Origin of the sequence: Anaeromyxobacter oryzisoli, from assembly GCF_022690765.1 — a bacterium.
Classification (GTDB): domain Bacteria; phylum Myxococcota; class Myxococcia; order Myxococcales; family Anaeromyxobacteraceae; genus Anaeromyxobacter; species Anaeromyxobacter oryzisoli.
Genome location: NZ_JALCZA010000062.1, coordinates 15218 through 27115, shown reverse-complemented (window position 1 = coordinate 27115; position 11898 = coordinate 15218). Strand labels below are relative to the sequence as shown.

The window sequence follows — 11898 nt, the reverse complement described above, 5'->3', positions numbered from 1 at the left end:
GGCGACATCGTGGCTGGCTGGTCACGCCGATGGGGGAGGGAATGCTTCTGCAAAACCCTCAGCGCCGACGGGGGAATCCTTCTGCAAAACTCACGCGGCCGGGGTCCCTACCTTCTGCAAACCCACAGATCCTCGTTCGGCGGCGATCCGCCGCGCGCGCCTCGTCCGGGCGGCGCTCGTCTCGATCCTGCCCTGGCTGATCGCCCCGCCAGCTCGAGCGCAGGATCCCTTCGAGATCCAGGTCTACGATTCGGACACCGCACCTCGCCACCACGCCGGGATGGAGGTCCACACCAACTACTTCGGCCCGACCTCGGTGGGGACCGCCGCCGGCCCCGTCCTCCCGACCGATCGAGTCTCCCACCTGACGTTCGAGCCTCACCTCGGCCTGACCGACTGGGCAGAGGTGGGTGGCTACCTGCAGACGGCCGTCCGGCCGGACGGGCGCTACGATTACGGCGGCGTGAAGCTGCGTTTCAAGGCGCGCCTGCCCCGGCGCGTCGCCGGCCACCTCGGCGTCGCGCTGAACAGCGAGCTCTCCGCGATCCCCCGCGCCTATTCCGAGTCGCGCTACGGCGCGGAGCTTCGCCCCATCGTGGACCTGCGCGCCGGGCCTGCGTATCTCTCGGTCAACCCGATCCTCGACGTCGATCTCGAAGGCAACCTCGCGGGGCGTCCGCAGCTCGAGCCGGCGGCGAAGGCGGAGGCGATGCTCGTCGATGATCACCTCGGCGTCGGAGCCGAGTACTACGGCGCCATCGGCCCGCTCGACGCGCCGCTCCCGACCTCGCGGCAGGTCCATCGCCTCTTCGGCGTCGTGGACCTCGTGCAGATCCCCGTGGGGCCGGCGCGCCTCGCGGTGAACGTGGGCGTGGGCCACGACCTCGGCATGGGAGACCAGTGGATCGTGAAGTCCATCATCGGGGTCGAGCCGCGGTAGCGCCGAGCGGCGCCCCTGGAGGCGCCGGAGCGCCGCGCCACCCGTCGGCGATGCCTCACTTTCCGAGGCTGTGATCTCCGAGGATCTCGAGCGCCCGGACCAGGGCGGAGTGATCCCAGCTCGCGCCGCCGCGGGCGCGGCACGCATTGAAGAGCTCCTGGGCGAGCGCCGTGCCGGGGAGCGCGACCCCGAGCTCCCGAGCGCTCGCGAGGGCGAGCGCGAGGTCCTTCTGGTGCAGCTCGATGCGGAACCCGGGCTCGAAGCTCCGGCGGAGCATCCGCTCACCGTGCACCTCCAAGATGCGGGACGAGGCGAAGCCGCCGAGGAGCGCTTGCCGGACCTTCGCCGGATCGACGCCCGCCTTGGAGACGAAGACGAGCGCCTCCGCGACCGCCTCGATCGCGAGCGCGACGATGATCTGGTTCGCGACCTTGCACGTCTGTCCAGCGCCGTGCTCGCCGAGGTGCGTGATGTTCTTGCCCATGAGGGCGAGCAACGGCCCCGCCCTCGCGAACGCCGCCTCGCGAGCGCCGACCATGATGGTGAGCGAGCCGTCGCGCGCGCCGATCGCGCCGCCCGAGACTGGCGCGTCCACGTACTCGCAGTCGAGCCGCTCGATGCGCTCCGCGAACGCGCGCGTCGCGGTCGGCGAGATCGAGCTCATGTCGACGACGAGCTTGCCGGCGGTCAGCCCCTCGGCGACGCCGGGCGAGCCGAAGAGCACGCGCTCGACGTCGGGCGTGTCGGGGAGCATCGTGATCACCGCCTCGGCGCGCTCCGCGACCTCGCGCGGGCTCGCGCACGCGATCCCGCCGGCGGCGGTCAGCGCTTCGGGGACTCCGCTCCGGCTGTGCAGGTAGAGCGTGTGACCGCCCTGGATCAGGTTCGCGGCCATCGGCTTGCCCATCACGCCGAGTCCGATGAAGCCGACGTCGCTCATGGCGTGCTCCGGTCCTGGAGATACGGCGCGAGCCAGCCGAGGCCCTCGACGGTCGTCGTGAGCGGCCGGTACTCGCAGCCGACCCACCCCGCGTACCCGATGCGGTCGAGGTGCCCGAAGAGGAACGGGTAGTTGATCTCTCCGGTTCCGGGCTCGTGCCGCCCCGGCGTGTCCGCGATCTGCACGTGCCCGAGCCGGTCGCGCCGCATCTCGAGCGTGTGCGAGAGGTCTCCCTCGACGATCTGCAGGTGATAGAGGTCCGCCTGGAACCGGACGTTCGGGGCCGCGATCTCGTCCATGAGCGCGAAGGCCTGGCGCGACGTCCCGAGGTAGTAGCCCGGGACGTCCCGGGGGTTGATCACCTCGACGAGCAGGGTGACGTCGCGCGCCTGGAGCTCGCGCGCCGCGAACGACACGTTGGAGAGGTACGTCTCGCGGACGAGCTCGTCGTCCACGTCGCGCGGGCGCAGGCCGGCCATGCAGTGGATTCGCCGGCAGGAGAGGGCCTGTGCGTACTCGATGGCGGTGCCGACGCCGTCATGGAACTCCGCTCGCCGGCGCGGATCGCAGGCGAGCCCCCGATCGCCAGCCTCCCAGTCGCCCGGCGGCATGTTGAACGCGACGACCTCGACACCGCTCGCTGCGATGACGTCGCCGAGCCGGTCCTTCGTGTACCCGTACGGGAACAGGAACTCGACCGCCCTGAAGCCCGCGTCCGCCGCCGCGGCGAACCGGTCCAGGAATGCCACCTCGCCGAAGAGCATCGAGAGGTTCGCGTCGAAGCGGGGCATCGGGTGCCCTGTAATCGCCCGCGGCGGCGCCGGCATCGTGAGCCGTGTGCGTCGCGCATTCGCACGAGCACACGCACGCGGACGGCACGACGCACAGCCACCCGCACGTGCACCGGCACGTCCACGAGCACGCCCATGCCGGCGCGGAGAGCGAGCACGAGCACACCCACGATCCGGGACAGGTCCACGACCCGTCGTCGGATCACGGCCACACCCACGCCAGCTTGTCCGCCGCGCGCCGGGCCGCCGCTCGGGCGGCGGTGCGTCCCTCGTTCAGCGTGGCCTCGGCGCGAGCGGCGCCACGACGCCGACCCGGTTCTCTCCGCTGCACGCGATGAAGAGGCGACCGTCCGCGGCCGCCGCCATGTTGCGCACCACCCCGCCGCCCGACGGGATCGCCGCGCGGGCGAAGGACTGCTTCCTCGGATCGAACCGGACGATGGTGTTCGGCTGCACGCCCGACTCGCTGTACCAGACCGCCCCGTCCGGCGTGACCGCGATCCCGTAAGGCCTGGCGCCGGCGCCGCCGGGAGATGCCCACTCCCGCACCTGGCCGGTCCTCGGATCGAGGCGCCCGAGACGGCCGCGCGCGTAGTCCGAGTAGTAGATCGAGCCGTCCTGCGCGATCGCCAGCCTGCGCGGACGCGCGCCCGGGGGGAGCTCGTACTCGTGCATGCCGAGGGTCCGTGGATCGACGCGGGCGAGCTTGTTCGTGCCGAACTCGCAGAAGAACGGCGTCCCCTCGCGGTCGATCGCGATGCCGTACGGCAGCGCATCGCGGGTCGGGACCTCGCGCAGCTCGACGTGGCCGGAGGCCGGGTCCAGCCGGCCGATCAGGTTTCCGCGCTGGACCGTGAACCAGAGGACGCCGTGCGCGTCGAACGCGGGCGTGTGCGGGTCCGCCGCCCGGGAGTCGGGGAGCCGGTACTCGGTGATCCGGCCGGTCCTCGGATCGAGCTTGCCGACCCGGCCGGCGTAGTTGGCCGTGTACCAGATGTTCCCGTGGCGATCGGCCGTGAGCCCGTGTGGACCGGAGTCCGGCGTCGGGAGCGCGTACTCGGTGAAGCGGCCGGTCGCGGGATCGAGCCGGCCGATACGGTTCGCCTTCTGCGCCGTGTACCAGAGCGCCCCGTCCGGGCCGACTGCGGGATCGTGCGGGAGCGACCCGGGGCTGGGCAGCTCCCACTCGCGGATGCTGACCTCCAGGCGCGCGGCGGCCGGCTCGGCGCTCCGAGGGGCGCTCGCGTGGAGCGACACCAGCACGGTGATCGCGACCGCCGTGGCGCGGACCATGCCGTACAGCTGGGATCCCCGCGGCCGGCCGGCAACGGGCACCCTCGCGCAGGTCGCCTTGACACCTCGCGGTCGGGCTTGCTAAGCCGCATCACGTAACTAACTGGTGAGTTACTGAATGACGGGCAAGGCTCGAACGGATCACCGCCCCGGCCGCGCGCGCGACGCGCAGGCGACCCGGGCGGCGCTGCTCCGCGCCGCCACGGCGGTCTTCGCCGACGACGGCTACGCGGGGGCGCGCGTGGACGCGATCGCGAGGCGGGCGCGCGTCAACAAGCGGATGATCTACGCGTACTTCGGCGACAAGCAGGGCATCTACCGCGAGGTGCTCGCCGCCCGCCTCGCGGTGCCGCCGTTCTCGAAGGACGAGCACGCCGACCCGCGCGCCGCGGTGACGGCGCTGGTCCGGTGGTACTTCCACCTCCTCTCGGACGACCCCGCCTTCGCCCGCCTGCTCGCGTGGGGCCTGCTCTCCGGTGACGCCCACGGGCGCGCCATCATGCGGGCCAGCGCCGCGCCGGCGCTGGACTTCCTCACGGGCGTCATCCGCCGCGGCGTCGCGAGCGGCGCGTTCCGCTCCGACGCGAACCCGGAGATGATCGCGACGACGCTCGTCTCCCTCTGCCTCGGGTACTTCCTCCAGCACGACGCGATGGTCGCGGCGCGCGGTCCGCGCGGGCGCTGGACGGACGAGGCCTTCCTCGAGGGGCTCTACCGCGTCGTCTTCGACGGCATCGCCGGGAGGGGCGCCGCGTGATCCCGGCCTCCTGCCTCGCGGCGATCGCCGCCGTCACGCTCACCGCGCCGCCCACCGCCCCCAGCGCGCCCGCCGCGCCTCTCACGCCCGCCGCGGCCGACGACCGCGACGCGAGCGCGCCGCTCCTCGGGCTCGACGAGGCGATCGACGCCGTCCGGCGCCACGACCACGCGCTGGCGAGCACCGCGCGAGAGGTCGAGGAGGCCGACGAGCGCGCGGCGGCGCTGCGCACGCGCCGCCTGCCCAGCCTGCGCTTCGACGGCTATGGCGGGCGCCTCCTCCGCTCGGCCGAGTTCACCATCCCGGCTGGCTCGCTCGGGACGTTCCCCGTGCTCGGCGCGCTCCCGGCCTCGGACGCTCCCGTGGCCGTGCCGACGGAGTTCGTCGGGATCGGCGTGGCCAGCGTGAGCCAGCCGCTCACCCAGCAGTACCGGATCGGCCTCGGACTCGAGGCCGTGGGGCTCGAGCGGCGGGTCGCCGAGGAGGACGTCCGGCGCGAGCGGCAACGGCTCGGCGCGGAGGCGAAGACCACCTACTACCAGCTCTCCGCCACGGAGGCGGGGGTCGCGGCGCTCCGCGACCTGGTGCGCGCCTTCGATGAGGTCGACGCGCTGACCAGCCGGTACCTGGCGGAGGGGCTCGCCCTGCGATCCGACGCGCTCGAGGTGAAGGCGCGGCTCGCGCGCGAGCGCCAGCGCCTCTCCGCGGCCGAGAGCGGGCTCGAGACGCAGCGGGAGCACCTGAACCAGCTCATGGGGCGCGACGTCGCGACCCCGTTCCGCGTCGTCGAGCCCTCCACCCTCGCCCCGCGCGCCGCGGCGCTCTCCCTCGAGGCGGCGCGCGCGCGCGCCCGGTCCAACCGCCCGGAGCTCCGGACGGCCGCGCTCCGCGCGGATCAGGCGGACACGGCGCGCCGGGCCGCGTGGGCCGCGTGGATCCCGGACCTCACGCTCACGGCGTCGTACGCGCGGCTCGCGAACTTCCACGTGCTCCCCGAGGAGATCGCGAACGTGGGGCTCTACCTCACCTGGGAGCCGTTCGACTGGGGCCGCCGGAGCCACGAGGCCGCCGAGCGCGCGCTGATGGTCGAGCAGGCGCAGGAGGGGCGAGCGGAGGCGGAGCAGCGGATCGCGGTCGAGGTGGGGATGCGCTGGCGGGCGCTGAGGGACGCCGCGGCGCTGCTCGAGGCGACGCGCCTCGAGGCGGAGGCGTACTCGGCCAGCCTCGACACGGTCCGGAACCGCTACCGGGAGGACGCGAAGATGCTCCGCGACGTCCTCGAGGCGGAGGCCCGGCTTTCGAGCGCCCGGCACGACTACACGGATGCGCTCGCGGGCTACTGGTCGGCGGCAGCGGAGCTCGAGAGGGCGATCGGCGATGAGGACTAGCGGCCTGATCCTGGCGTGTACCTGCGCGCTGGCGGCGTGCTCGCGGCAACGGGCTCCCGCCGCGCCTCCCCCGGCGGTGCGGGTGGAGGTCGTGGCGTCCGCCTCGGGCGCGAGCGGCGCGGTGGTGTACTCCGCGGTGGCCCAGCCCGCGGCGCAGGTCGCGCTCGCCTTCCGGGGCCCGGGGTACGTGGCCCAGGTGATGACGGTGCGCGCGAGCGGCGGGAGCTCGCGCCCGCTCGGCGAGGGGGACCGCGTCCGGCGCGGCGACGTCCTGGCGCGGCTCCGCGACGCCGAGTACCAGGACAAGGCGCGGCAGGCGACCGGGCAGGTCGTGGCGCTGCGCGCCGCGGCGGAGAAGGCGCGGCTCGACTACGAGCGGGCGACCCGGCTCATGGCCACCCAGAGCATCACCCGGCCCGAGCTGGAGGGCGCGAAGGCCCAGCGCGACGCGACCGCGGCGCAGCTCGGAGCGGCCGAGGCGGGGCTGAGCGAGGCGCGCGTCGCGGTCCAGGACACCGCGCTCACCTCCCCGCTCGACGGGGACGTCGTGAAGAAGAACGTCGAGCCCGGCGCGTTCGTGGGCCCGGGGACGCCCGCCTTCGTCGTCGCCGACGTGAGCCGCGTGAAGGTGGTCCTCGGCCTGCCGGACGTCGCGCTGCAGGCCGTCGCGGTGGGCCAGCCGGTCGCCGTCACCACGGACGCGCTGCCCGGCCGCCGGTTCACGGCGCGGGTGAGCCGCGTCGCCGCCGCCGCGGATCCCTCGACCCGCAACTTCGACGTGGAGGTGGAGATCCAGAATCCGGACCGGCTCTGGAGGCCCGGGATGATCGCGTCGGTCGAGCTGACCGGCGCGCCGCACGATCCGACGCCCCGGCTGCCGCTCTCCGCGTTCGTCCAGGCGCCGGGCGGCCCGGATCGGTTCGGCGTCATGGTGGTCGAGGGCGACGCCGCCGCCGCCCGGGCGCGGCTCCGTCCCGTCGAGCTCGGCGAGGTCGTGGGCAACCGGGTGGCCGTCACCCGGGGCCTCGCCGCCGGCGAGCGGGTGATCACCACCGGGGCCTCGATCGTCGCCGACGGCGAGCGCGTCGAGGTCGTGCCCTCGCCCTCGGAGCGGCGATGACCTCCGAGCCGGGCGGCGCGGGCGCGCGCTTCAACCTCGCCCGCTTCTTCGTCCAGCACAGGCAGGTCGCCTGGGCCCTCCTCGTGGCGATGCTGGGGTGGGGGGTCGCCGGCTACGTGAAGATGCCGAAGCGCAAGGACCCGGAGATCCCGGTGCGGGTCGCGCTCGCGGCCTGCCCGTGGCCGGGGATGACCGCCGATCGCGTGGAGGAGCTCGTCACGCGGCGGCTGGAGCAGGCGGCCTCCGGCAACACGAAGATCGAGAAGATCGAGTCCACGACCCGCGACGGCGTCGCCATCGTGCTCGTCCACCTCCAGGAGAACGTGAAGGACCCGGTGGAGCAGTTCGCGGACATCGGCCAGCGGGTGACGCGCATCCCGGACCTGCCGCCCGGCGCCGGCCCGGTGCAGTGGGTGAGCGACTTCGGCGACACCGCGGCGCTGATGCTCACCGTGGCGAGCCCCAAGGTCGGGGCCGCCGAGCTGCGCATCCGCGGCGGCGCCCTGCGCCGCGCCGTCGAGGACGTCCGCGCCGGCGCGCCGGCGGGCGCGCGCGTGAGCGCGTTCTATTGCCTGCCCGCGACCGTGCCGCCGGCCGACGCCGCGCGACCGTTCTCGCTCTTCGCGGCCGAGGCCGCGCGCGACGGCGTCATCGTGGACGCCCGCCCCGTCTCGGCGGCCGGCTGCACCGGCCTCGACTTCGCCACCACGCGGACCGACGACCAGCTGCGCGCGTACGCGGCGACGTTCCTGCGCGAGCGGCTGGGCGACCCGTCGGTGCACCCGGACGCCTGGGGGCCCGTGCTCGTGCGCGACCCGGCGACGGCCGCCGACCGCCTGGCCGAGGTCGCCGGCGATCTCTACAGCTATCGGCAGCTCGACGACTTCACCGACGAGCTCCAGCGCGTCCTGCAGAACGTCCCCAGCGTCTCGAAGGTGACGCGCACCGGCGTGCTCGGCGAGCGCATCTTCGTCGAGTACGCGCAGGAGCGGCTCGCCGCCGCCAAGCTCCCCCCCGCCCGGCTCGCCCTCGCGCTCGCCGCCCGCAACACCGCCGCGCCCGGAGGCGTCTTCGACACGGGCGATCGGCACGTCGTCGTCGATCCGAACGTGCGCGATCGGAGCTTCGAGGCGATGGGCGACCTCATCGTCGGCGCCTCCGCCGCCGGCACGCCGGCGCGGCTGCGCGACCTCGCGACCCTGTCCCGCGGGTACGAGAGCCCGCCGCGCTTTCTCAACTACCTCGTCGCGCGCGATCGCGAGGGCCGCTGGCAGCGCAGCCGGGCGGTGACCCTCGCCGTCCAGATGCGCTCGGGCGAGCAGATCGCGGCCTTCGGCGATGCGGTGCAGCGCGCCCTCCAGCAGGTGCGCCGGAGCCTGCCCCCCGACCTCGTCATCGCCCGCACGAGCGACCAGCCGCGGCAGGTCGAGGAGAACGTCTCGCTCTTCATGGCGAGCCTGTTCGAGGCGATCCTCCTCGTCGTGGTCGTCTCGCTGGTCGGCTTCTGGAGCTGGCGCTCCGCGCTCCTCGTCGCGACCTCGATCCCGCTGACCCTCGCCATCACCTTCGGCGCGATGCGCCTCCTCGGGATCGACATCCAGCAGGTCTCGATCGCGACGCTCATCATCGCGCTCGGGCTCCTCGTCGACATGCCCGTCGTGGCCGGCGACGCCATCGAGCGCGAGCTGGCCGGCGGGAGACCGCGCGAGGTCGCCGCCTGGCTCGGGCCGACGCGCCTCGCCCGCGCGATCTTCTTCGCCACCGTCACGAACGTCGTCGCGTACCTGCCCTTCCTCATGCTCTCGGGGAAGGTCGGCGACTTCCTGTACGCGCTGCCCGTGGTGATGACGGTCACCCTCGTCGCGGCGCTGATCGTCTCGATGACCTTCATCCCGCTCGTCGCGTTCGGGCTCGTCCGCGCGCCGCGCCGGGCGGAGCGGCCCATCGGGGAGCGGCGGCGGTCCGGGTTCACGGGCTGGTACGCGCGGATGGTGACCGTCGCCCTGCGCCACCGCTTCGCCGTGCTCGGCGCGTCGCTGCTGCTGCTCGTGGGCGGCGGGGTGGTGCTCTCGCGCCTGAAGACCCAGTTCTTCCCCACGGACCTCTCCTACCTGTCGTACGTCGAGGTGTGGCTCCCGGAGGACGCCCCGCTCGCCGCGACCGACGCGACCGCCGCCGAGGCGGAGCGCATCATCCGCGCCGAGGCGGACGCGTTCGGGAGGGCCCACGGGCACCGCGACGTCCTGCGGACCCTCACCACCTTCGTCGGCGGGGGCGGCCCGCGGTTCTGGTTCTCGGTCACGCCGGAGCAGCAGCAGCTCAACTACGCGCAGATCCTCGTCGAGGTGACCGACAAGCACTTCACGCGGGAGCTCGTCGGGCCGCTCCAGGCCGCGCTGGCCCGCGTGCCGGGGGCGCGCATCGACGTCCGTCAGCTCGAGACCGGCAAGCCGGTCGGGATCCCGGTCTCGATCCGGCTCTCGGGCGAGGACGTCGCGACGCTGCGCAAGGTCGCGGGCGAGGTCGCGGCGGTGCTGCGCGCGGTCCCCACCGCGGCGCGCGTGCGCGACAACTGGGGCGCGCCGGGTCTCCTCGTGCGGCTCGCCGTGGACGACGACCGCGCCGGCCTCTCGGGCGTGAACCGGCTGGACGTGGCCCGCTCGGCGACCGCGGCGATCTCCGGGCTGCCGGTCGGGACCTATCGCGAAGGCGACAGGCAGATCCCGATCGTCGCCCGGCTCAGGCTCGAGGACCGCGGCCGCCTCGCCGATCTCGAGAGCGTGTACGTCTACTCCGGGAGCACCCCGCAGAGCGTCCCGCTGCGGCAGGTCTCGCACCTCGAGCGCGAGCTGGTGGCTTCGAAGATCCAGCGCCGCAACCAGCTCCGGACCATCACCGTGTCCGCCTACCCCGCGACGGGCGTCCTCCCCTCCGAGGTCCTCGCGGCGGCGCGACCGGGGCTGGACGCCGTCGCGGCGCGCCTGCCGACCGGGTACCGGCTCGAGATCGGAGGCGAGTACGAGGAGCAGCGGAGCGGGTTCGGCGAGCTGGCCCTGGTCATGGCCGCGTCCGTCGCGCTCATCTACTTCGCGCTCGTCTTCCAGTTCGACAGCGCGGTGAAGCCCCTCATGGTGTTCGCCGCCATCCCGTACGGCGTCGTCGGCGCGATCGCCATGCTCGCGCTCATGCGCCAGCCCTTCGGGTTCATGGCGTTCCTCGGCGTCGCGAGCCTCGTCGGCGTCATCGTGAGCCACGTGATCGTGCTGTTCGACTTCATCGAGGACGCGCGCGAGCGCGGCCGCGCGCTCGAGGACGCGCTCGTCGAGGCGGGGATCGTGCGGCTGCGGCCGGTCCTCATCACCGTGGGCGCCACCGTCCTCGGCCTGGTGCCGCTCGCAGTGCACGGCGGGCCGCTCTGGGAGCCGCTCTGCTATGCGCAGATCGGCGGGCTCACCATCGCGACGGCGGTGACCCTGATCCTGGTTCCCCTCCTCTACACGGTCTTCGTGCGCGACCTGCGGATCGTCCGGTGGGAGCGCGAGGCCGGCGACCGCGTCAGAACCATGCCAGCGCCGCCGCCTGCAGCGTCGTCTGGTAGCGGTGACCCGGCGTGAGGTCTCCCCGCCTCGCGCGGTCGTGGCGCCCCTCGAGGCGGAGCTCGGTGTTCCGGCCCAGCGGGACGGACAGGCCGAGCGTGCCTTCCCAGTACCTGTTCCCGACCGGCGGCGCGACCTGGAGGCCGTCCGAGTCGTCGAGGTACTCGCCGCGGACGCCGACCCGGAGGCGATCCCGGGCCAAAGCGAGCCGGGCCATGGCGGAGATCCCCCAGTAGCTCGCGCCGCCGAGCCGCCCGTAGTCGCCGTTCACGTTCAGCGAGAGCGGCCCGAACGATCTGGCGGCGACGCCGTCCAGGAGGAGACGCTCGTCGTTCTCCGACGGATTGCGGCCGTAGAACGCGTTCAGCGTCAGCGTCGTGCTGGACGGCCCCGAATAGAGGAACGCGAGGTGGCCCGTCTTCTGCGGGCCGACCTGCTTCGGCGGGTTGTCCCAGCCGTTGAACACGGTCGCCATCACCGACAGGCCGGCCACGCCCGGGACCGGGATCGTCGCGCGCACCCCGGTGTGCGTGAACGGGATCGCGAACGCGAAGAGGAGCGAGCGGGAGTACAGCCAGTCATCCTTCGCCTCGATCACCTCCGCGCCGGCGTTGGTGACGAACTTGCCGCCGTCGAGCACGAGGCCGCCGGGGAGCGCGTAGCTCACGAACGCCTGCTGGACGACGACGTCGCCGCTCGAAGGCGTGCTCTTGAACCTCAGCACGCTCGCGGTCTGGCCGAACCCGACGTCCGCGCGGAACCCCGCCGAGAACGGCTTCGGCGGCGTGAGCTGCGCGATGAGCTTGGCGTACGAGAGCTGGAAGCCGTTCGTCAGGTCGAAGGCGCGGAGCGCGTTGGGCGTGCCCTGCGCCTGGTCCAGGTTGGCCGAGTAGTAGGCGTCGACGAGCCCGTGGAGCTCGAACGTGTCGTACCACTTCGGCGCGGGCGGGGGCTGGGGCGCTTCCTCCGAGACGGCGGGGAGCGGCGCGAGCGACATCACCATGAGACAGGCCACGATCCTGGTGGGCACGTCGATCCTCCTCCTCGCGTCCCGAGACCTGCTCAACGTGCAC

At 73.5% G+C, this 11898-nt stretch carries 9 protein-coding genes; 5 read left to right on the top strand and 4 right to left on the bottom strand.

The window, feature by feature from the left end; translation table 11 throughout:
- Nucleotides 1-280: 280 nt before the first annotated feature.
- Nucleotides 281-940, top strand: a complete 660-nt coding sequence (locus MNZ27_RS17245) for a hypothetical protein (protein ID WP_242395341.1) — start codon at nucleotides 281-283, stop codon at nucleotides 938-940.
- Nucleotides 941-995: 55 nt separating this feature from the next.
- Here MNZ27_RS17245 and MNZ27_RS17240 read toward each other — a convergent pair whose 3' ends face one another.
- The 3 genes from MNZ27_RS17240 to MNZ27_RS17230 form a co-directional block, all read right to left on the bottom strand.
- Nucleotides 996-1880, bottom strand: a complete 885-nt coding sequence (locus tag MNZ27_RS17240; RefSeq protein ID WP_242395340.1) for a 2-hydroxy-3-oxopropionate reductase — start codon at nucleotides 1878-1880, stop codon at nucleotides 996-998.
- Nucleotides 1877-2671, bottom strand: coding sequence for a hydroxypyruvate isomerase (gene hyi / locus MNZ27_RS17235; RefSeq protein ID WP_242395339.1), 795 nt, complete (start codon nucleotides 2669-2671; stop codon nucleotides 1877-1879). Before hyi ends, MNZ27_RS17240 begins: the two co-directional genes overlap by 4 nt.
- Nucleotides 2672-2944: 273 nt before the next feature.
- A complete protein-coding gene (locus MNZ27_RS17230; protein ID WP_242395338.1) occupies nucleotides 2945-3964 on the bottom strand; it encodes a Vgb family protein in 1020 nt (339 codons plus the stop codon).
- 118 nt (nucleotides 3965-4082) lie between these two features.
- Between MNZ27_RS17230 and MNZ27_RS17225 the strand changes: the two genes are divergently transcribed.
- Genes MNZ27_RS17225 through MNZ27_RS17210 form a run of 4 tightly spaced genes read left to right on the top strand, consistent with a single transcriptional unit; the run spans nucleotide 4083 to nucleotide 10843 of the window.
- On the top strand, nucleotides 4083-4721 hold the full coding sequence (locus tag MNZ27_RS17225; RefSeq protein WP_242395337.1) for a TetR/AcrR family transcriptional regulator: 639 nt from the start codon (nucleotides 4083-4085) through the stop codon (nucleotides 4719-4721).
- Complete coding sequence (locus tag MNZ27_RS17220; RefSeq protein WP_242395336.1) at nucleotides 4718-6109, top strand: TolC family protein; 1392 nt, start codon at nucleotides 4718-4720, stop codon at nucleotides 6107-6109. The genes MNZ27_RS17225 and MNZ27_RS17220 overlap by 4 nt, the downstream gene beginning before the upstream one ends.
- Nucleotides 6099-7229, top strand: a complete 1131-nt coding sequence (locus MNZ27_RS17215; RefSeq protein WP_242395335.1) for an efflux RND transporter periplasmic adaptor subunit — start codon at nucleotides 6099-6101, stop codon at nucleotides 7227-7229. The genes MNZ27_RS17220 and MNZ27_RS17215 overlap by 11 nt, the downstream gene beginning before the upstream one ends.
- The gene (locus MNZ27_RS17210; RefSeq protein WP_242395334.1) at nucleotides 7226-10843 is read left to right on the top strand and encodes an efflux RND transporter permease subunit; all 3618 of its coding nucleotides are present in this window, start codon (nucleotides 7226-7228) and stop codon (nucleotides 10841-10843) included. The genes MNZ27_RS17215 and MNZ27_RS17210 overlap by 4 nt, the downstream gene beginning before the upstream one ends.
- Here the strand turns inward: MNZ27_RS17210 and MNZ27_RS17205 are convergent.
- Nucleotides 10785-11855 (bottom strand): outer membrane beta-barrel protein, encoded by a 1071-nt coding sequence (locus MNZ27_RS17205; protein ID WP_242395333.1) that lies wholly within the window; start codon nucleotides 11853-11855, stop codon nucleotides 10785-10787. The genes MNZ27_RS17210 and MNZ27_RS17205 overlap by 59 nt on opposite strands.
- Nucleotides 11856-11898: the final 43 nt, after the last annotated feature.